The sequence below is a fragment of the Streptococcus porcorum genome, assembly GCF_053203725.1.
The window spans coordinates 1-21,531 of record NZ_JBRUDG010000004.1; the positions used below are offsets into that span (position 1 = coordinate 1).

20 protein-coding genes and 1 other RNA gene are annotated in these 21,531 nt (G+C 36.8%); 16 read left to right on the forward strand and 5 right to left on the reverse strand.

What is annotated here, in order from left to right; translation table 11 throughout:
• Positions 1 to 202 precede the first annotated feature (202 nt).
• The 12 genes from ACVRWY_RS01635 to ACVRWY_RS01690 all read left to right on the forward strand — a co-directional run bounded on the left by ACVRWY_RS01635 (position 203) and on the right by ACVRWY_RS01690 (position 9,641).
• A complete protein-coding gene (locus ACVRWY_RS01635) occupies positions 203 to 727 on the forward strand; it encodes a biotin transporter BioY (protein WP_354367792.1) in 525 nt (174 codons plus the stop codon).
• Positions 728 to 791: 64 nt separating this feature from the next.
• Positions 792 to 1,568, forward strand: coding sequence for an MBL fold metallo-hydrolase (locus ACVRWY_RS01640; RefSeq protein WP_354367790.1), 777 nt, complete (start codon positions 792 to 794; stop codon positions 1,566 to 1,568).
• Positions 1,565 to 2,065 carry a tRNA adenosine(34) deaminase TadA gene (gene tadA, locus ACVRWY_RS01645; protein ID WP_354367788.1) on the forward strand — a complete coding sequence of 167 codons (501 nt, stop codon included), beginning with the start codon at positions 1,565 to 1,567 and terminating at the stop codon, positions 2,063 to 2,065. Before ACVRWY_RS01640 ends, tadA begins: the two co-directional genes overlap by 4 nt.
• Positions 2,066 to 2,097: 32 nt before the next feature.
• Positions 2,098 to 2,183, forward strand: an RNA gene (gene ffs / locus ACVRWY_RS01650) — signal recognition particle sRNA small type.
• A 178-nt stretch (positions 2,184 to 2,361) separates the two neighbouring features.
• Positions 2,362 to 2,910, forward strand: coding sequence for a hypothetical protein (locus ACVRWY_RS01655; RefSeq protein WP_354367786.1), 549 nt, complete (start codon positions 2,362 to 2,364; stop codon positions 2,908 to 2,910).
• A gap of 126 nt (positions 2,911 to 3,036) precedes the next feature.
• Positions 3,037 to 4,386: a glucose-6-phosphate isomerase gene (locus ACVRWY_RS01660; RefSeq protein WP_354367784.1), complete on the forward strand. Its 1,350-nt coding sequence runs from the start codon at positions 3,037 to 3,039 to the stop codon at positions 4,384 to 4,386.
• Between the two features lie 130 nt (positions 4,387 to 4,516).
• Positions 4,517 to 5,065, forward strand: a complete 549-nt coding sequence (locus ACVRWY_RS01665; protein WP_354367782.1) for a DUF4352 domain-containing protein — start codon at positions 4,517 to 4,519, stop codon at positions 5,063 to 5,065.
• A 157-nt stretch (positions 5,066 to 5,222) separates the two neighbouring features.
• Entirely contained in the window at positions 5,223 to 6,338 is a 1,116-nt protein-coding gene (locus tag ACVRWY_RS01670; protein ID WP_354367780.1) for a glycoside hydrolase family 3 N-terminal domain-containing protein, read from the forward strand.
• Between the two features lie 86 nt (positions 6,339 to 6,424).
• Positions 6,425 to 7,123 carry a 2,3,4,5-tetrahydropyridine-2,6-dicarboxylate N-acetyltransferase gene (gene dapD / locus ACVRWY_RS01675; protein ID WP_354367778.1) on the forward strand — a complete coding sequence of 233 codons (699 nt, stop codon included), beginning with the start codon at positions 6,425 to 6,427 and terminating at the stop codon, positions 7,121 to 7,123.
• Between the two features lie 108 nt (positions 7,124 to 7,231).
• Positions 7,232 to 8,362, forward strand: a complete 1,131-nt coding sequence (locus ACVRWY_RS01680) for an N-acetyldiaminopimelate deacetylase (protein ID WP_354367804.1) — start codon at positions 7,232 to 7,234, stop codon at positions 8,360 to 8,362.
• 78 nt (positions 8,363 to 8,440) lie between these two features.
• On the forward strand, positions 8,441 to 8,980 hold the full coding sequence (locus tag ACVRWY_RS01685) for a 5-formyltetrahydrofolate cyclo-ligase (protein ID WP_354367776.1): 540 nt from the start codon (positions 8,441 to 8,443) through the stop codon (positions 8,978 to 8,980).
• Positions 8,964 to 9,641: a rhomboid family intramembrane serine protease gene (locus ACVRWY_RS01690; protein ID WP_427895618.1), complete on the forward strand. Its 678-nt coding sequence runs from the start codon at positions 8,964 to 8,966 to the stop codon at positions 9,639 to 9,641. Before ACVRWY_RS01685 ends, ACVRWY_RS01690 begins: the two co-directional genes overlap by 17 nt.
• A gap of 52 nt (positions 9,642 to 9,693) precedes the next feature.
• Here the strand turns inward: ACVRWY_RS01690 and galU are convergent, their stop codons facing one another.
• Complete coding sequence (gene galU / locus ACVRWY_RS01695; RefSeq protein WP_354367772.1) at positions 9,694 to 10,608, reverse strand: UTP--glucose-1-phosphate uridylyltransferase GalU; 915 nt, start codon at positions 10,606 to 10,608, stop codon at positions 9,694 to 9,696.
• A gap of 362 nt (positions 10,609 to 10,970) precedes the next feature.
• Positions 10,971 to 12,350, reverse strand: a complete 1,380-nt coding sequence (locus ACVRWY_RS01700; RefSeq protein WP_354367770.1) for a DUF6287 domain-containing protein — start codon at positions 12,348 to 12,350, stop codon at positions 10,971 to 10,973.
• Positions 12,351 to 12,817: 467 nt separating this feature from the next.
• Between ACVRWY_RS01700 and ACVRWY_RS01705 the strand changes: the two genes are divergently transcribed.
• Positions 12,818 to 13,756, forward strand: coding sequence for a helix-turn-helix domain-containing protein (locus tag ACVRWY_RS01705; protein ID WP_354367768.1), 939 nt, complete (start codon positions 12,818 to 12,820; stop codon positions 13,754 to 13,756).
• A gap of 421 nt (positions 13,757 to 14,177) precedes the next feature.
• Complete coding sequence (galE, locus tag ACVRWY_RS01710; RefSeq protein ID WP_354367766.1) at positions 14,178 to 15,194, forward strand: UDP-glucose 4-epimerase GalE; 1,017 nt, start codon at positions 14,178 to 14,180, stop codon at positions 15,192 to 15,194.
• Between the two features lie 65 nt (positions 15,195 to 15,259).
• Here galE and ACVRWY_RS01715 read toward each other — a convergent pair whose 3' ends face one another.
• Positions 15,260 to 16,192 (reverse strand): glycosyltransferase family 2 protein, encoded by a 933-nt coding sequence (locus ACVRWY_RS01715; protein ID WP_354367764.1) that lies wholly within the window; start codon positions 16,190 to 16,192, stop codon positions 15,260 to 15,262.
• A gap of 167 nt (positions 16,193 to 16,359) precedes the next feature.
• Between ACVRWY_RS01715 and ACVRWY_RS01720 the strand changes: the two genes are divergently transcribed.
• Entirely contained in the window at positions 16,360 to 17,724 is a 1,365-nt protein-coding gene (locus ACVRWY_RS01720) for a tyrosine-protein kinase domain-containing protein (RefSeq protein WP_354367762.1), read from the forward strand.
• A gap of 20 nt (positions 17,725 to 17,744) precedes the next feature.
• A complete protein-coding gene (locus ACVRWY_RS01725) occupies positions 17,745 to 18,944 on the forward strand; it encodes a hypothetical protein (RefSeq protein WP_354367760.1) in 1,200 nt (399 codons plus the stop codon).
• A 16-nt stretch (positions 18,945 to 18,960) separates the two neighbouring features.
• On the opposite strand, the gene ACVRWY_RS01730 is transcribed toward ACVRWY_RS01725, so the two are convergent.
• Together ACVRWY_RS01730 and ACVRWY_RS01735 are read right to left on the reverse strand one after the other, a co-directional pair.
• A complete protein-coding gene (locus tag ACVRWY_RS01730; RefSeq protein ID WP_447455778.1) occupies positions 18,961 to 20,454 on the reverse strand; it encodes a lipopolysaccharide biosynthesis protein in 1,494 nt (497 codons plus the stop codon).
• Between the two features lie 120 nt (positions 20,455 to 20,574).
• Positions 20,575 to 21,501: a glycosyltransferase family 2 protein gene (locus tag ACVRWY_RS01735; protein ID WP_354367756.1), complete on the reverse strand. Its 927-nt coding sequence runs from the start codon at positions 21,499 to 21,501 to the stop codon at positions 20,575 to 20,577.
• Positions 21,502 to 21,531 lie beyond the last annotated feature (30 nt).

Genomic DNA, 21,531 nt, shown 5'->3' on the forward strand with positions numbered 1-21,531 from the left:
ATAGCGAAGATTTTGTGATATACTAGTCATGAGAAGATTCCTTTTTTGATGAGTGGTGGTACTCTTATCATATCAGGGAATCTTCTTTTTTGACTTCTAGAAGTCTCACATCTATTGTAACGCTACACTTGCGGATAATCATTTTAATGCGATGGCTTGAACTTTAGCAGTCCTTGCTATTTATAATATTTAGGAGTTACAGATGAAAACAAAAGAATTATCACAAATTGCGTTAATGACGAGCTTATTAGTGGTATTAGGATTTATTCCAGCTATTCCTCTTCCTTTTATTGCTGTCCCTCTAACCCTGCAAAATCTTGGGGTCATGCTAGTAAGCCTGTTTTTAGGATCCAAAAACGGTAGTCTTTCCATGCTATTATTTTTTCTTTTGGGCCTAATTTTTCCAGTTTTTTCCGGAAAAGCAACGTCTATTCCAACCCTTATGGGACCCACAGGAGGTTATGTTTTGGCTTGGTTGTTAGTCCCTTTATTATTTGGATATTTGTCATCCTTCTTGAAAAAGCAGAGCTTTTTAGGATTATTTGGGATGATGTGGCTAGCAGGAGTTTTGTTTGTAGATCTACTTGGTGCGGTCTGGTTATCTCAAGTGACAGAGATGGCGCTTAGTCAGTCCCTGGTTTCTAATCTTGTTTTTATACCTGGAGACACTGTGAAAGCACTGATAGCAACCATTTTAGCCTATCGTCTATCAGATTTTCGAGCATAAGTCTGTCTGCTATGGCTTGAAATTTTGATATAATAGTCTTATCTAAAGTAAAGAAGGTAAGACTATGAAATTAACGACATTAGGTTGTTGGGGAGGCTATCCCTACAAAGATGCTGGAACAACAAGTTTTTTGCTAACAGGACAAGATGGTTTTCAACTTTTAATTGATGCAGGCAGTCGTGCTTTAAATGAATTAGAAAAAGAAATTAGCCCTTTAGCCTTAGATGCTGTCATTATTAGTCACTATCATCCTGATCATATCGCTGATTTAGGAGTGTTGCGTCATTATCGTCAACTTTATCCCAAACACTTGTGGACACCAAAAGTTTTACCAACTTATGGTCACAATGAAGATCAGGAGGAGTTCGCCAAACTTCATTTAGATGGGGTAACAGAGGCTCGTTCTTATAATGTCAATGGTGTGGAACAAATTGGACCTTTTGATATTACCTTTATCAAGACTGTTCATCCTGTGGTTTGTTATGCCATGCGTATTGTTGAACGTGAGACTGGGCAAGTTTTGGTCTTTACAGGTGATACAGGTTATTTTGAGGACTTAGCAGACTTCACTAAAGAGGCGGATTTATTTTTAGCGGATGTCTATTTCTTTGAGGGAACAGAAAACCATTTTGCTCATCTTAGTAGTAAGGAAGCCGGTCTGATTGCCAGGGAAGCTAAGGTTAAAAAGTTAGTTTTAACCCATTTACCACAATTCCCAGCAGAAGGGATTCAAGAAGCCGGCTACTTAGAAGTTTTACGTCAGCAAGCGGCTTCTTATAGTGGTGCTATCCCTGTTGATTTAGCAAGTCCACATCGTTCTTGGGATTTAGGGGCGCTATGATAGTATTTACTGAAGAAGAGAAAGCCTATTTTATGTCTCAAGCGCTAGCTGAAGCTGAAAAATCGTTAGAAAAAGATGAGATTCCGATAGGCTGTGTGATTGTAAAGGACAAAAAAATTATTGGTCGGGGGCATAATGCTAGAGAAGAACTTAACCTAGCTGTGATGCACGCGGAAGTCATGGCCATTAACCAAGCTAATCAGTTCCTAGAAAGTTGGCGCTTACTAGATTGTACCTTATTTGTCACAATCGAACCCTGTGTCATGTGTAGCGGTGCTATTGGCTTAGCGCGAATACCTCAAGTAATTTATGGGGCGAAAAATCAAAAATTTGGCGGTGCAGGAAGCCTTTATGATATCTTAACAGATGAGCGCCTCAATCATAGGGTCTCAGTTGAAGTTGGTATTTTGGAAGAAAGCTGTGCAAGTATCATGCAAGAATTTTTTAAGCAACGTCGTAAGAAACAAAAAGAAGCTAAGAAAAAGCCTGCAGTTTAAACTTGCTAAAAATTTCTTTTATGCTATAATATTATCTGGAGCAACATTTGTGCGTGAAGTGGGTCAGGGGAGGAATCCAGCAGCCCTAAGCGACATCAAGTGTGTGCTCTTTTTTTGTCTCATATTGTCACTAGGAGGTGTCAAGAGATTTTCTGAGTCCATAATCTCCATCTTTAGACTGATTTTTTGAAAATCAGCTTTTTTTGTTTGCTAGAATAGGCCAAAATACCCTATGATTAAGGTCTAATTAAGTCAGGATTCTTATACTAGTAGAGAGAATAGGAGTGAAAAAAATCATGATTTTATTTGCTTTTCCAGGAACAGGAAAGACCACACTGGCTACCCATCGCCAAGAGGTCATAGATTTAGAATTATCAGAAATCAAATATGACAATAGTGGGGTTAGCCACTTAAATAAAGAAGAACGAAAATCTATCAAACGCCCTTTAAAGTCAAAGGATTACAAAGCTATTTATGTTCAAAGGGCTCTTTCTTATCATCAAGATGGTAAGGTTGTCTTAGCTGCCTTAAATTTTCTATTTCCCATTTTGTTTGCCTTGTTGGCGCTAGGAGAAAGTGATTTTCATATTGTTATTCCTCATTATCGATTGAGAAAAGAGTATAAAAAGCGCTATATTGGTCGTGGCAATAATAATAAGTTTATTTTTGAGGTGATGGCAATTTGGTACCCAACCCTTATCAGCTTAGGTCTTTTAGCTAAACTTTTCCCCCAGCGTATCAGTGTGCTATCAAAAGGAGAAACTTTAGAGGATTATTATGCGAATATTTCCATGTCAAAAGTCAGCTATTCTCCTGTTAAACGCTTCTTTTACGATTATGAATAGTTTAGGTCTGGCAAAATTACGCAATCGTTTGCTTTTTTTGTTAAAAATCAGCAAAAATCATTGAAAAATTAAACGTAAAGGGGTAAGATAGTAAGGACCCTAATTTATGGAGGAAGAAAAGACAAAATGACACATATTAAATTTGATTATTCAAAAGTGTTGGAAAAATTTGCAGGCCAACACGAAATTGATTACTTGCAAGGTCAAGTGACAGAAGCAGATAAACTCTTGCGTGAAGGAACAGGACCAGGATCAGACTTCCTTGGTTGGATGGACCTTCCAGAAAACTATGACAAAGAAGAGTTTGCTCGTATTCAAGCTGCAGCTAAGAAAATCCAAGAAACCAGTGAAGTCCTTGTGGTGATCGGTATTGGTGGTTCTTACCTTGGTGCGCGTGCAGCGATTGACTTTTTGAGCAACAACTTTGTTAACTTACTATCGGCAGAAGATCGTAAAGCTCCACAAATCCTTTATGCAGGAAACTCAATTTCATCAAGCTACTTAGCAGACCTTGTGGACTATGTAGCTGATAAAGAGTTCTCTGTGAACGTGATTTCTAAGTCAGGAACAACAACTGAGCCTGCCATTGCTTTCCGTGTATTCAAAGAGCTTTTAGTGAAAAAATACGGACAAGAAGAAGCAAACAAACGTATTTATGCGACAACTGACCGCCAAAAAGGTGCGGTTAAGGTTGAAGCAGATGCGAATGGTTGGGAAACGTTCGTTGTACCAGATGATATCGGTGGCCGTTTCTCAGTGTTAACAGCTGTTGGCTTGCTTCCAATTGCAGCATCTGGTGCAGATATCACAGCACTTATGGAAGGTGCAGCAGCAGCTCGTAAGGCTTACTCATCAGATAAGTTATCAGAAAACGAAGCTTACCAATATGCCGCTGTTCGTAACGTCTTGTACCGTAAAGGTTACTCAACTGAGATTTTGGTGAACTATGAGCCATCACTTCAATACTTCTCAGAGTGGTGGAAACAATTAGCAGGTGAGTCAGAAGGTAAGGATCAAAAAGGGATTTACCCATCATCAGCTAACTTCTCAGCTGATTTACACTCTCTTGGTCAATACATCCAAGAAGGAGCACGTATTCTCTTTGAAACAGCTATTCGTGTTGAAAAACCACGTAAAAATGTCATCATTCCAGAATTGGCTGAAGACTTAGATGGCCTTGGTTACCTTCAAGGTAAAGATGTTGACTTTGTTAACAAAAAAGCAACAGATGGTGTACTTCTTGCCCATACTGATGGCGATGTGCCAAACATGTACATCACGCTTCCAGAGCAAGATGAGTTTACACTTGGTTATATCATTTACTTCTTTGAAATTGCTATCGCACTTTCTGGTTACCTCAATGCTGTTAACCCATTTGATCAACCAGGAGTTGAAGCGTACAAGAAAAACATGTTTGCCCTTCTTGGTAAACCAGGTTTTGAAGACCTATCCGCAGAGCTTAACGCTCGTTTATAATCAAAAAAGAATCGACTCATTTTTGTCGATTCTTTTTAATAACTTCTCTTGAAAAATTAAAATAATATTGATAATATAAATATATACAGCCGCTATAAAAAGACCATTAAGTTTAATCGGAGGAATGAAGATGAAAAGTAAAGGATTAGGATTATTGGTATTGTCAAGCTTTGTTTTGTCAACTCTAACGCTTTCTACGACAACTGAGGTGAAGGCTGAGAGTCAAAAAGTGATTCAATTGGCAAAGAAAAACAAGAAAAAAGAAAAAACTTACAAAGTTGGAGAAGTGGTGACGGTTAAAAGTGTTGAATACACCGTTAATGGCAAAGAATTAACCACAAACGTCGGTGGCGAATTTGGTGCAACGGCAAATGATATTTTTCTTGTAGTAGATGTTACCGTTAAAAATAATGGTAAAAAAGCTTTGACGATTTCGGATGACTTCTTCAAATTATACAAAGGAGAAACAGAATATGAGTCTGATTCTGCAGCAGGTGTTTATGCGAATCAAGACTCATCTGCTAACTTCTTTTACTCTGAACTCAACCCAGGTAGTACAGTGACTGGTAAAGTTGTTTTTGATCTTACTGAGGCTGCTGCTAATGATCCTGAATTAGTATTACAGGTACAAACAGGCTTCTGGGGAACACAGACAGCAAAAATTGCTTTGAATCAGTAAAAATAAGATCAATAGGACTAAAAATATCTGTCTTAATCAGATATTTTAGTCCTATTTTTGTTAAAGCACTAGAAAATGACTATAAGTTAGCGATAGCATTTTCTTCATGCGTATGGCGTGCATTTTCTTTTTTTAGTCTTTACGTTATAATATATTTATGATATATAAACGTTTAATATGGCTATTCTCATCTTTAATTATTTTAGTAGGGCTAGCCATTATCGGAGTCTATTTTTTTAATCAACCCCAATTAAGAACCCTTCCTGTTGATGTCTCAACGCCACGGGTGCAAGAGCAAGTCTCTAAGATGACTTTGGAAGAGAAGGTCGGGCAACTCTTTTTAGCTAGAGTTCCTATAGACAATCAGATTGAGGACATTAAGACCTACCATCCTGGAGGTTATTTGTTGTTTGCACGAGATATGGAAGGACAAAGCCTTGAAAGTTTGAAAGCCAAGCTCTCTTCCTATCAAGCTGCGAGTCAGGTTCCTTTATTGATCGCATCGGATGAGGAAGGTGGCCAGGTTAGTCGTCTTAGCGCTCTATTAGAGCAATCTTTTAGCTCTGCTTTTGACCTTTATCAAGCAGGTGGATTAGAGGCGATTAAAGAAGATACGGCAAATAAAGCTGATCAGCTCAATCAGCTAGGGATCAAGGCTGGGCTATTTCCTGTTGCAGATTATGCGAGTAGTGCAGACAGCTTTATCTATTCTCGGACGATAGGAAAAGATATTCAGGCAACTTCTGACTATGTTGCAGAAAGTGTCAGAGTCTTGAAGGAGAAGCACTCAGCTTCTACTCTCAAACATTTCCCAGGTTATGGGGATAATGGTGATTCCCACTTGGACTTGATTTATGATAATCGCAGTTTGGATCAGCTAAAAGCTCAAGACTTTAAGCCCTTTGAGGCTGGGATAAAAGCAGGTGCTGATAGTATCTTAGTGTCACACAATATTATGACTCAGATAGATGGTTTGCCAGCTTCGCTTTCGCCGACCATTTATCAAACCCTAAGACAAGATCTGTCCTTTCAAGGTGTTGCCATGACGGATGATTTTGATATGGATGGTTTAGAAAATTTTACCACACAAGAAGATGCCGCCTATCTAGCGATTGCAGCAGGTGCAGACATGATATTAAGTTCGCATTACGCCAGTCAGATTCCTTACTTGGTTGAACAAGTGAGACAAGGCAATCTCAGTGAAGATCGAATTGATGAGGCAGTGACTAGAATTTTAACCATGAAGGCGAATCTGGGGATTTTAAAATCATAAAAACCATAAAAATAAGTGAAATGGCATGAAAAATCTGAAAATTCTGTTATAATAGAACATAAGATTTTGAAGTAGAGGAGAACCTTATGACAGCAACAAAAATGTCAGCACAAGAAATTATTCAATTTATCGCTCAAGCAGAGAAAAAAACCAGTGTTAAAGTGACTTTTGAAGGTGACTTAGCTGGAGCTACTCCAGAAAATGTGACCAAATTAGGTAATGTTTTATTTGGAGATTGGAAAGATATCCAACCTTTGCTAGTTAACTTAGTTGAGAACAAGGACTATGTGGTCGAACAAGATGCTCGCAATTCTGCCGTACCTTTATTAGATAAACGTGCCATCAATGCGCGTATTGAGCCAGGTGCTATTATCCGTGATCAAGTTGAGATTGGTGATAATGCGGTGATTATGATGGGGGCTGTGATTAATATCGGTGCTGAAATCGGTGCAGGAACGATGATTGATATGGGGGCTATCCTTGGTGGTCGTGCCATTGTTGGAAAAAATAGCCACGTTGGTGCTGGTGCTGTTCTTGCAGGTGTCATTGAGCCTGCTTCTGCCGATCCTGTTCGTGTGGGGGATAATGTTTTAATCGGTGCCAATGCTGTTGTGATTGAAGGGGTACAAATTGGTAATGGTTCAGTTGTTGCGGCAGGAGCTATTGTGACACAAGATGTTCCTGAAAACGTTGTGGTAGCTGGTGTTCCTGCACGTGTGATCAAGGAAATTGATGAAAAAACACAACAAAAAACAGCCCTTGAGGATGCCCTTCGTACCCTTTAAGATAAGACAAGTTTTCAACTTAATGCTTTATTAGGTTGATCTGTATGAAAGATAAAGATATAAGAAGCTAGGCACTTTGTTCCAGCTTTTTATATTTATTGTGAGGATATTATGCTTGATTTAATCCAAACCAGACGTGACTTACACCAAATTCCAGAAATTGGCCTTGAAGAGTTTAAGACACAAGCCTACTTGCTAGAAAAAATTGCTCAGCTAACAGCAGGGTATGACTTTGTCCAACAAAAAACTTGGCGTACAGGGATTTTGGTTTACCTAGAGGGTTCCAATCCAGAAAAAACAGTTGGTTGGCGTACAGATATTGATGGTCTTCCGATTGTGGAACAGACAGGATTGGCATTTTCTAGTCAACATGAAGGGCGTATGCATGCCTGTGGGCATGATTGTCACATGACAGTGGCATTAGGGCTTTTGGAAGCTCTTTTAGAAGTTCGCCCTAAAGATAATGTGTTATTTTTATTTCAACCTGCCGAAGAAAATTTTGCGGGAGGTATGCTAATGTATGAAGATGGGGCCTTTGGTGATTGGTTACCAGATGAGTTTTATGGGCTTCATGTTCGTCCCGATTTAAAGGTTGGCGATATTGCTACGAATACTGGAACACTTTTTGCAGGGACTTGTGAGGTTAAAATAACCTTTAAAGGAAAAGGAGGTCATGCGGCCTTTCCCCATGAGGCTAATGATGCTCTTGTGGCAGCAGCTTATTTTGTGACACAAGTTCAATCTGTGGTCAGTCGTAATGTTAATCCTATAAAAGGAGGAGTGGTCACTTTTGGCTCCCTACATGCAGGGACAACCAATAATGTTATTGCAGAAACAGCTTTTTTACATGGAACGATCAGGACCTTGACGCAAGAGATGAGCCTTCATATTCAAAAGCGGGTTAAAACCATTGCAGAAGGTGTCGCTGCTAGCTTTGATATGGATGTTGAGATAGAGTTAATTCAAGGAGGCTATCTGCCTGTTGAGAATAATCCAGACTTAGCCAAAAATTTAATGGCGTTTTTTGAGGAGCAAGAGGGTGTCAACCTTATTGATTGTTTGCCCGCAATGACAGGTGAGGATTTTGGCTATCTCTTAAATAAAATCCCTGGAGTGATGTTCTGGTTAGGAATTGATACCCCTTATGCCCTTCACCATCCTAAGATGAGTCCAGATGAAGCTGCTCTGCCTTTTGCCGTCAGAGAAATCAGCCAATTTTTGAAATCACGTGTTTTATAAATCAATAAGAGGTAAGAAAAGTGTCTATTTTCTTACTCTTTTTTTCAAAAAAATAGAAGAATAGTGTATGATAGTAACATGTTAAAAAAACAACTGCGACAAGAGATCCTATCTCTTTTGAAATCTCAAGATCCTATCCAAAAAGCGCAAGCCGATCAGCGCTTACTGGAGCAACTTTGCCAAAGTGAGTTTTATAAAAATGCTCAGACAATTGCTACCTTCCTATCTTTTCCATTTGAGTATGATACTAGCCTTCTTATCAATCAAATGCAAAAGGATAAAAAGAAAATCCTTATCCCTAAAACCTATCCAAAGGGAAAAATGGACTTTGTTGTTTATGAACCTAATCAGCTAGTTGAGACCCATTTTGGTTTAAGGGAGATTCCAAATGGAAAGCCTGTGGACAAGTCTGCGATTGATCTTATTCATGTACCTGGGCTGGTCTTTAATGAAGATGGCTTTCGAATTGGCTTTGGGGGCGGATACTATGATCGTTATCTCGCAGATTATCAAGGGATGACAGTAAGCTTGATTTATCCGTTTCAAATTTGCAACTTTGAGGAGAAAGAATATGATGTGGCAGTTAGAGAGGTGATGCGTGATGAAACAGATTTTTGATAGAAATTATCCCGTGACGAGCTTATTGTTAGGGTTAACGACAGTTGTCTTTTTGTTAACTCAGTTGGTTTATTTTGGGCAGGCAACAAGTGCTCAAACGATTTTTAATGTCGGAGGGATGCTGGGAGCTTATGTCAAGTATGATCCTACACAGCTTTGGCGTTTGGTAAGTCCGATATTTGTCCATATTGGTTGGCAGCATTTTCTTCTTAATATGTTGTCGCTTTATTTTATGGGACGAATGGTTGAGGATATTTTTGGTTCTAAAAATTATTTGTTGTTGTATGTATTGTCGGGTGTGATGGGGAATGTCTTTACACTATTTTTGACGCCAAATGTTGTTGCAGCAGGAGCATCAACCTCCTTATTTGGCCTTTTTGCAGCAGTTGCTTTTTTGGGTTATCAATCTAAAAACCATTATTTAAATCAGATTGGAAGAAGTTATTTTACATTAATTGTCATCAATATGGTCTTTAGTTTGTTTTCTCCAGATACGAGTTTAGCTGGGCATCTAGGTGGTGCAGTAGGTGGTTTGCTTTTGAGTGTTATGTTGAAAACTCAAGTAGATCCTTTTGCGTTTAAAAAAGAGCAACGTGTCACAGCCAGTCTAGTGTTTATAGGTTTAAGTTTGGGGATGATTGGTCTTTCCTTGTGGGGATAAATCTAGTCAAATAAAAAATACGTTTGAGCTAAGATAAAGCTCAAACGTATTTTTATTCTTCTGTTTTTGAAGTCTGTTGTCCATCAAGTTGTTTGCCAAGATCAATGATGTATTGTTTTAAGTCATCTTTGACTTGAGGGTGCTTGAGGGCGTAATCAATAGATGTTTTCATGAAGCCAAATTTATCACCAACATCATAGCGATTTCCTGTGAAATTACGCGCAAAGACACGCTGAGTTTTGTTAAGGGTATCGATGGCATCAGTGAGTTGAATCTCATTTCCAGCACCTGGTTCTTGATTTTCTAAGATATCAAAGATTTCAGGTGTGAGGAGGTAGCGTCCAATGATAGCAAGGTCGCTTGGTGCCTCTTCTGGCGCTGGTTTTTCAACAAAGGTTTCAACGCTGTAAAGACCATTGACCCCCTCACCCTGAGGAGCAATTACCCCATAGGCAGAAACTTCTTCATGTGGAACTTCCATTACGGCAATGGTTGAAGCATGGGTAGTTTCGTAGTCATCAATGAGTTGTTGGGTTAGAGGTGTCGCCTTATCGTCTGTGATATCCATCAGGTCATCACCCAGCATCACGACAAATGGCTCATTTCCAACGAAGGCTTTGGCTTGAAGAACGGCATCTCCAAGACCGCGAGGATGACTTTGACGGATAAAGTGAAGACGGATACCAGTTGTTTCGTCAACTAATCTTAAAAGATCGTGCTTTCCTTTTTCTTTTAGGTTGTATTCAAGCTCAAAGTTTGAGTCAAAATGGTCTTCGATAGAACGTTTTGATTTTCCTGTGACAACCAAGATGTCTTCAATTCCTGATTTGAGAGCTTCTTCTACGATAAACTGGATAGTTGGTTTATCAACAATCGGAAGCATTTCTTTAGCAAGTGCCTTTGTAGCAGGAAGGAAACGCGTCCCCAAACCTGCAGCTGGGATAACGGCTTTTCTGACTTTTTTCATGTGAGACTCCTTGGTTATTTTTTTAAAATTTTTAAATTAATTAACACAATGATATTATATCAAAAAAAGCTGATAAGGACAATGACATAGCACATAGAGGGCACGCCGTACGCATGAAGAAAATTTCGATTTTAGAAAGTGGGAATTATAACTAAATATCCATCAAATTAACACTAGAGAGGTCGTTGTGGTTGACAAGTTGATGATTCTAGTAATTTAAAGTGAAACTAATCTACTGACGACCCCACTAAAATATACAATAGGCATAAGTATAAAAACACGATTAGAACTCGGGATATAAGCTTACATATTTTCCGATAGTCACTATTTTACAAGATTTACAAATGTTGCTAGAGTAGTTATTATTTTTTAAGTGATTTTACTTTAGTAAGAATAGCAGCTCCAACCAATAAAATAAGACCAATAACGAGATAAACTAGATTCGTTGATTCTCCAGTATTTGGAAGTCGTTTTGAAATTTCTTTAGCAATTTTGTTAGGAAGATTTTTCTCTGCTTCAACTGCTTTTAACTTACTAGATGATTGAGTTGTATTATTGGATTTATTTACTTTTGAAGTAGAGGTACTTGATTTAGTGCCACTGTTACTTGATGTAGTCGTATTTTTATTTTCAGACGGTGTTGATTGTGTTGTTGACGTTTCTACACGATAGAAATAATCATTTAGGTTACCGGAGTTGTCGCTCTGACCAATTAAAATTCGCTCTTTCGTTTTATCTGAAGCATCTTGGTCTGATGCCTTAGCGCCAATAGGCATATAGGCTAATCCGTAGTGTCCCACTGCAGATGTAGTGACATTAGCGTTGAAACCACCGCGTGTTTTATCTTTCATAGCTGTAAATTGGCTAAGTTGACCATTTCCGATACTACCTGTGATTGCCCCATTTTTATCAATTGTTAGGACTTGACCGTTATTATTTTTCCAACTTCCAGCCACTGTTTCCCAAGTAATAGTCGAAGTTGATGTTGTAGAGCTTGAATCTGTACCTGATGCGCTTGTTGACGTTTCTGTTTCAGAAGCTGACGTACTTGTTGATGTTTCTGTTTCAGAAGCTGACGTACTTGTTGATGTTTCTGTTTCAGAAGCTGACGCACTTGTTGATGTTTCTGTTTCAGAAGCTGGCGCACTTGTTGATGTTTCTGTTTCAGAAGCTGATGCGCTTGTTGATGTTTCTGTTTCAGAAGCTGGCGCACCTGTTGATGTTTCCGTTTCAGTAGTTGAAGAACTTGGTGTAGTCCCAGGCGCAGCGTAGCGTCCGTTTTTGACTTGGAAGGTTGCAGACTCTCCAGTGTACCAGTAAGTCACTCCGTCAGTAGTTGTTGATTCCCAATCAAATTCATTGTAGAGGACAACTTTGTAGGTACCATCTGGGAGACTACCGATATAAAGATCATCATGGTTTGATGTTTGATTGTTTCTCAAAGTAAGAAAGACTGGTCCCTGGGTATCAGCAATTTTCCCTGTATTGACATCAATAATATCTGCAGCGAAGTTGATAACCGGTGTAGGAAGGCTATCGACGCTACCGGTAACACGAATCTTATTGCCAGTTGTTGTTTCAGTTAATGAAACTGAAATAGAGCTTTTTACCTGACTCGGTTGTGTAGTAGATGGGCTAGTTGTATTTGTAGCTGCTTCTTCAGCAAAGGTAGGAACGGATATTCCGCTAGATAGAAGAGCGAGAGTTGCTGCACTTGTAAATAAAAATTTCTTTGATTTCATATTATTCTCCTGTTTAATTTCCAAAGGAATAGACAATGGTCTTTTTATAGACCAAGTGAACTATAACCGTCCTTAGTTTTATTTTAAACAATCTGATTTCAACTTTTTTTATATTATATGTCTAGAGATACAGATAATGTAAATGTGTTAGTAGTCTTAGTAACTACTTTTTGTCATTCTAATTGACATTATCAAAAAGAGACGGTTATCCTATTTATTGGTGGACCAAATAGATGATTTTATTGTACCTCCGATTTATATTTAAAGAATTTATGATTATCAAAATATAAATCCTTAATTTAATAATAAAACAAAATAGATCAAAAACTTCCAATCGAACGTAAAAGTTCATTTTTTCTAAAAACGATTTAAATAGGAAAAAAAGTAAACATATAGGTTCGCAATTTTCCAATTTAAGAAATATGAAATATAATAGATACAGGAGAATAACGAAAAAGGAGTTTTATATGACAGAAACACAAGGTATTAGTGGAAAAGTTTTTAAATATCTTCGAGAAAAACGTGGATTATCCTTAAAAGAAGCAGCAGCTGATACAGTGACTCCACAATTTTCAGGTCGATTTGAAAAAGGGCAGTCAAGTTTGTCAATTGATAATTTTTTCCCTCTTTTAAATAATATTGGTGTTAATTTAGAAGAATGGGGAAATACTTATCAAGAACTCTTTCCGAGTGAATTTACAAAACGGCAAATAGAAGTTATTAATCTCGTTCATAAAGAACAGTATGCACAATCAGTTAAGTTGGTAAATCAACCTCTTAACGAAAACATCCCATATTATTGGGTTGTTGCTCACCGCGTTGTGACAAAAGTCGGAGCTGCGAATATGTTGGGTGAATCTTTCTTGACGGATTCTGATTGGAATGAAATTGAATTTGTAAAGGACAAATTAATTGAATTGGAGGTATGGGGAAAAATCGAGTATAATGTCTATGCTCAATTACTAGTTTATTTCAATGATGAATTTGTTCTTTTTAAGTTAAGACAATTAATAAATGGTTTGAAAAATGGTGAAGATGGAGGGTATAATCACTTTTTCCAAGGGATTGAGTATCTTTTTCTTGTATTGAAAGCCAGCCTGGAACATTTATCCAAACGGGGTTACTACGATGAAGTAGAAGAATGTGCGAAGGATATTATTGAAGTGATGGAAGTGACTCCACAATTAGGGACCTATTTTTTAGAGGCGATAGATATTAATATGCGTCGGGCTTATAATCTGCTTCGTCAAGATAATGTTGCGGGGGTAGATTTGGCACAAGAAATTATTCAGACCCTGTCTCAATTTCAAAAACTTTGTAATAGTTTCAATGTAAATAAGCGACAAGAACATTTCTTTAAAAACGTTACCCAATTGAATAAAACAGGTGTAGCAATTAACCCGTAGGCTGTCTTGTCAGCTCAGCAATATTTAAATAGATCATTCCAAGTTCTTTTTCTTGGAATTTTTTTATTCTACTTATTGAAGTTTTACAAAGTAATTTCGAGTGGTCTTTAATTTAAGTGCTGTTTGTAAAGTTTGTCTTCAACTCTTACAAATGATGAAATCCCTAAGGAGAAGCGGAGTTACCATTATATTTCTATTCATTTTGGGGAGGATTTGACACAATTAGTTGGAAATCGAGGATAGTGTGATTGTGCAAAAATAGGTTTTAGATTTAGATAATAAAATTAAAGGAGGAAAGAAAGTTTTTATGTGTATGATGATATAGAGGGGTGATTTTCTTTACAAGTCAATATAAGGGTGTTAGAATGAAGGAGACTAGTGATGCTTGAGCTAGTTAGAAGTAGAAGGATATGGAGAAAATATGAGAAAAGTACTAGTGACAGGTGGAAGTGGTTATATTGGCTCACATACCTGCTTAGAATTATTAGAATCAGGTTATGAAGTTGTGGTTCTTGACAACCTAAGTAATTCTAGCGATCAGAGTTTAAAAAATGTGGAAAAGTTGACTGGAAAAGCGGTGACTTTTTATCAAGGAGATATCTGTGATGGACGTTTTCTTGATAGTATTTTTGAAAAAGAAAAAATAGATGCTGTGATTCATTTTGCAGCTTTGAAGGCTGTAGGCGAGTCAGTTGTTCGCCCTCTAGATTACTATGAGACAAATATCAGTGGTACCTTAGCTCTACTACAGGTGATGAAAAAACATGAGTGTAAAAATCTTATTTTTAGTTCGTCAGCCACTGTTTATGGTCACCCTAAAACAAATCCTATTAAAGAAGATGCCAGTGTGTCTGCAACTAATCCTTACGGACAAACAAAACTAATGGCGGAAAGAATTTTAGAGGATGTTTATCTATCGGATCAGAGTTGGAATATTATTTTATTACGCTATTTTAATCCGATAGGGGCGCATCCATCTGGTGAGCTAGGAGAAAGTCCTCAATCTGTTCCGAATAATTTATTACCATATATTACGCAAGTTGCTATTGGTCAGCTTCCTTTTATTAAGGTGTTTGGTCAGGACTATCCTACAAAAGATGGGACAGGGGTGCGAGATTACATCCATGTAGTTGATTTAGCTAGAGGTCACCTTGCGGCCTTAGATCACCTAGAGAAGAATGAAGGATTAGAAGTTTACAATCTTGGCACAGGTCAAGGCTATTCTGTTTTAGATTTAATCAACATAATGTCTGACGTTGTGGGCAGAGCTATTCCTTATCAAATTGAAGGACGTCGCCCAGGAGATATTGCGACGTGTTTTGCTGATCCCACAAAGGCAAAAGATAAGTTAGGATGGGAGGCTACGTTTACAATCGTAGATATGTGCCAAGATGCTTGGCGTTGGCAAGAAAACTATCCTAACGGCTTCAATGAGTAGGGAAGAATAAAAAAGCCTAGCAACCTATTAGGCTAGCCAGGCTCTTTAGTACCATAATAAACTAGTTAATTTAGCTTTGAAATCAAGCGGGCTAACAAGAAGTTACTAGGAAGTAGATAGACTTTAATAATATAACGATGCAAAGCATACTCATCTTTGTAGAAAGTAGGGATAAAAGGATTTTTAAGGTAATTAAGTTCCTTGAGTTCTTTTACGGCTACCTTATAAGTCGTATAATCATTGATTTTTACAGCATTTGCAACCATCTGCAATAAATCTTCGATCATCTTAAAGGTAAAATAATCTTTAAATTCAGGATTCCTCTCTCCCATGATGCGATTATTTTCGAGAGATTCTCTATTTTTTTGAGGATTTGGTGTGGTACTAAGAGAGCCGTCTCTTGACCGATAGACATAGAGTTTTTCAGGTACAGTTGTGATCATTTTTGCTGCTATCATCAATTCAAAAATAATCCCTTCTCCCATTCCGGGTAGAAAGTGAAACTGTACGCGGTCAATCAGTTGTTTTGAAAAAATACGACTGCTTGGCTGTGTGTTATGGAAAAGATCTTTTAGGGTAGGTTTTCCATAAATCGGTTTGTACCAAACTGTTTTCTTCTTACCGTTTGATGAGTAACTATCTGTATCGCAAAGGACAATGTCAGCTTGCTCTTTCAAAGCTTTTTGATAAAGTTTTTCAAACATATCAACTTTTACAAAATCATCAGAATCAACAAAGGCAATAAACTCACCGCTAGCGATTTTTAGCCCTTGATTTCTGGCTTCTCCTACCCCTTGATTGTTGTTTAGAGAAATCACCTTTATGCGGGGATCTTGCTTTTGAAAATCTGTCATGATTTCCAAAGAACGATCGGTTGAGGCATCATTGACAAGTATGATTTCAATATCTTGTAAGGACTGTTTCTGTAAAGACTTGACACAATCTGCTAGGTAATCTTCAGTATTATAAACTGGGATGATAATGGAAACTTTTGCCACGTTTTTCTCCTTGATGAAATAGTAAATGCTCATGTTTAGGTCATTATACCATAAACCTAAAATGGAACTCAATAAAGTGACTATGAAATAGGACAGTAGGGTATGTTTTTATCAAATATAATGGTACAATGAAAATTATAAAAATTGAAATGATAAAGGAAACAAAAATGGATAAAGAATTAAGTTTACCAGCGATATTTAGGTTATTAAAAAATAAGATTCGTTGGATTATTTCAACTATTCTGGTTTTTATGGTCAGTGCAGTAGTGTTGAGTCTTTTTGTGATGAAACCACTATATAGTTCAACTGCAGAGCTACTTGTGAGTCCAAAAACCGCTTCCAGTCAACAATTGACCTTAAATCAGTTAGATACGAATGCCAAGTTGATAAAGACATATGAAAATATTATTCTATCAGATGATATTTTGACCATGGTTAATAAAAAAATATCGGCAGACTATTCTAATCAAGATTTAAGAGGTAAGATATCAGTTACCACAGATGCTGATTCTCAAACATTTGGCATTAAGGCAGAGGATTCCTCGCCAGCCTTGGCAGCGGAAATTGCAAATACTGTCGCTGAGATTTTTCAAGATAAGCTAGATAGTTATTATGCTTCTAACTTAAAAATAAGAGTAATTTCAGCAGCTAAGGTAGCAAATCAGAAAAGTTCCCCTAACTTGCTAAAAAATTTAGCCTTTTCAATAGCTTTGGGTCTTGTCGTTAGTTTTTTAGCCATCATCTTATTTGAGCTATTGACTCCAACAGTTGGAGGTACAGGATTATTAGAACGCTTTAAGTGGTTAGAGTTAGGAAGTCTTCAACTAGGAACTTTTACACAGCGAACTTCGTCAGCCAAGCGGAAGCAAACACGTAAAAAATTATTCAAACCAGAAGTCATTTATGATAAGGCGATTTTGGATAACATTGAGGGCATTAAAGTTAAGTTAAAACTCCAACTTAAAAAGCATCAGGCAAAATCTTTCCTTATTACTTCTCCAGAAACAGCAACAGGAAAATCCACTTTTGCAACTTATTTAGCCAAGAGTTTTGCGCGTGATGGTCAGAAGGTTTTACTGGTGGATGCTAATTTTAGAAATCCAAGTTTACATCATATTTTATCCCTGCCTAATGATAACGGTTTGACAACCTATTTAGAAGGTTTTGATGACGTAGAGCTACCACTCATGTCTCATGAAAAAATGAACGTATTAACGACTGGTCCAAAGCAAGCTCATAACACAGATTTATTGACTGGGAAAAAAATGGATGAACTTTTAATCAAACTGGAGGAACAGTTTGACTATATTATTTTTGATGCTAGTTCCTTAAATGGCATTCCTGATGCACAGATTTTGGCCACTAAAATAAAAAATGTTGTCATGTTAGTAAAAAGAGATTATACAAGAACTGACGATTTAATTGAGAGTAATCAATTTATTGTAGATTATGACATACAGGTTTTAGGTTATGTCTTTAATGGTGAAATCCGTGATAGGGAATCAACATTTCAGAAACTATTTTATAAATAGAGGTTATAGGAGCTGTTGATATGTATGATCGAAATCGAAACAGCTGGGATGTAGCGCTATTCTATTTAAGTCTGTCTATTTATCCTTTTAGTGTTATTCTAGCGGCAGTATTACGGTTACTGACTTTAGATTTTTTTGCCTCAAAGACCATATTTTTAGGCTACGGTTTAGTTGCTTTAGTAGCATTCTTTATTCTTTTGAGATTTCCAGTTTCTTTGAAGCGTCTCTCATCTTTATTTTTTGTCTACTTAGTTTATGTTTTTCTATTTTTAACATCACATCAATCTGTTCAAGGTAGATACTTAGATAGTGATATGGTAATGATTTATAGTTTCTATCTACCTTATGCTATGTTAATTTTGTCACGGATTTCTGACTTTTCTCCCTTGTTTGACAATAAAATCATTGATAGTATTAATAGCTTTTTGATCATTGGGTCTTTTTTTGTAAAGTTTATTTTGAAAGATGCAACAGGATATATGACATTTTCTTATAATCTATTGCCGTTTTGGATTCTGACATCATTTAGTTTCCTAAAGAAACCTACACTAATAAAACTGGGAGTTTTATTAGTGATGCTAGTGGAAGGTGTTGTCTACGGTGCCAGAGGTCCTCTTATATGGTTAGTGATTAGTATTCTGGTGTTTTATATTTTACAACGATTCGATAATCAAAAACCCATTACAATCTCAATGAGGTCACTGTTTACAGTTACTGGTATAGGTTTGGGATTAGTTTTATTTGTAATAGTGTTATTTCAGATTCTAACGCGCCTTAATGTCGCAAATTCCTATATCTTAAACCGTGCAGCAACAGGAGTGTTGACGCAGAGTACGGGTAGAGATAACATGATAAAAATTGCTCTGACTTATCTGAAGGGCATGGGTGTAGATTTTAATGGCATGTTTTTTGATCGTACAATCATGCCAGATGGTGTCTATGTGCATAATCTTTTTTTAGAAACATTTTTATCTTTTGGTTGGCTATTGGGATCTTTAATTATTCTTGCCTTATTTTACTTTATAGGGAAAACCTTTTTTAAAACTGATATAACTGGGAAGAAAGTTGTCGTTTTTTTGACATCTAGTTTTTTTCTCAAATATTTTTTAACAGGCAGTATCTATGATGATTATACCTTTATTATCTATCTAACGTTAATGTATGCCGTTTATAAACAATCTCATCCTGATAAATTAGTGATTTATGATAAAAAACGTTAAATAAAAACTCGGCTTTTTAAGCACCGAGTTTTTTTCTTTTAACTATCATGAAGAATAGCTGTTTATTGTAATAGTAATTTATCAAACAACTAATACTAGTTGTGATCATAATGCTTATAATTGCAAATACCACCCATGATATGGTAGAGGTTATATGGTGTAGAAAAGGAAAGGCTAAAAGGTTTGAAAAGCTAAAGACACTGATATCAATGAGTAATTGTTTTATGACAAATTGATAGCTGGCTTGTAAAAGATGCTTGTAGCTATACCAGATGTAGTAACACAAGCTATAAAGAAATGAAATAGTAGTTCCGATAGCTACTCCGACTAATCCCATGTTAGACACTAGTAAGAGAGAGATGATTAAATTCAATAAAGCTTCTAAATAAGTTCCTATTTGTGTATCTTTAAATTCACCTGAAGCAAAGATCAGGGTTCGATAAGGAAGACGAAGGGCATATAAAAATAATGCTAGTGTCATCATATAGCCAAAGATTGGTTGGTTATAGTCAGTATCCTTAACGTTCTTTGTATAAAGGATGACAAATGGTGTAATCAGTTGAAAGGTAGTGCTTAGGACAATGGTTGAACCAGTATGAATTAACCATTCAATCTTATTAAATTGTCTTGCCAATTCTTTTTTATCTGCAATATGTAAAGCTTTTCCTAAGAAGGGGCGTAATCCACTTGTTGCTGCATTTAAAAAAGTTTTAATCCCTTGAAATACAGTATTATAGATGGCGTAGATAGAGACTTCTTGTAAGCTAGCAAAAAGCGATAGAATAACAATATCTGTGCTTTCTTGTATGGTATAGGCGATATGTTGTCCTATGCCATACCATTGTTGCTGAATTTTGTAATTTTTATCAATTCGTTTTTTAGAAATATGATAGTGACGATGCACATAATAGCTGATAATAATCGGCGGGATAACAAAGATTAAAGCTGAACCGAGTCGTACACCAAAGATAGATTGATTAGCATTGATGAGGACAAGAGAAAGAAGGAGATTGGCAATGTTAGCTAACCCCTGAAGAATCTCTTTGATGTAGGCTTTTTGGTCAGATCCTAATATGATTTGACTAGTAATTCCCACAAAAAATTGTAATAATTGAGATAAGGATAAAACCAATATCAAGCCGATAATTTGTTGGCTTGAGAAGTGACTTGATAAGGTTCGTGGGAGAATGAAGCAGAGTATCCCGATGTAAAAGAGAAGGGCTAGTCCAACTTTATTGAAAAATTGTTGTGACTTATAGTAAATGGTTGACAGTGTTTCAGTATCTTCTTCTAGCAATGGCTTATACATACTGGCTTGCACAACTGCTCCCATTCCTAAGTCCAGCAAGCTAATCAGGGTCAGGTATTGGGTAATACTAGACATTAACCCATTAACTTCAGAGCCAAAGGCTTCAATATAAAGTCTTGGAAGGATGAGACTGCAAATAATGGAGACTAGTTTATTCAGTAAAGAGATAATTCCATTTAATTTTAAAGATTTTGTATTCACGGCATGACTTTCAGGATAAAATATGTTTGCATTGTACTATTTTTTGTTAAAATAGTATAGAGGTAGTATCTTTTTAAAGGGGATTTTTACGATTGTCTTTTGTGATAAGAAGTGATGTTATCAGCTTCTTTTAACAAGGGTTTTAACATTTCGTAACATAGTCTTACATTTCATCAATTGGTGTAGGGAAGAGTATCCAAAAACAGCAAAAATAAAATAAATGATTGGTACAAGTTTTGGAGATCGTTTAATAGACTGCTTGAGATATGTTCGAGTATGTTTTATATCTTTTAGACCAAAGTAGCGCATGGCAAGGTAATAGTCTTGGTAGGCCTCTAACTCTTTTTGGGGGATGAGGTTGAGCTGGTGATTAAGGGTTTTGGCACGTTTTGACACGATTTGATAGCCTTGGATAACCTTGGTACTGTTTCTAGAGATGCTATCTTCCTGTGTTTCATAGATGACGAGATCCTCTGCTATTTTATAACCCTGACTGATGTTCAAGAGTTTTAAAAATAGGTCCCAATCTTGACAACTTAAAAGTTGTTCATCTAATCCTCCAACAGCAAGAAAAATATCTTTTTTTACCATGAGGGTAGAGAATCCACCTAGATTATTTTGCTTAATGGTATCTTTGATAGGAATAATACCTTCGCCCAGGGTGGTGAATGTCTTAGCTCCAAATCCAGTTACGACAAACCCAATTTCTGGAAATTGGTTAAAGATTTGGATTTGTTTTTCTAGCTTAGTTGGTAAGAAATAGTCATCAGAATCTAGGAAAGCGATGTAGTTTCCCTTAGCCAACTTAACTCCCGTATTACGGCAGACATTAGCGCCTTGATTTTTGGGAAGTTGGAGATAGGTTAGATTAGAAAGTTGACTTTTGAGTCTTTCTAATGTGTTCATAGATCCATCTGTTGAATGGTCGTCAACGACAATGATTTCGATATTGTGATAAGTTTGACTGGTAATACTTTTAATGACCTCTTCAATGAGGTGCCCACGGTTAAAATTAGGTATAACAACAGAAATAAGTGGCTGGTTCATATTTTTTTCTTTCTAACTTTAGTCGCTTTT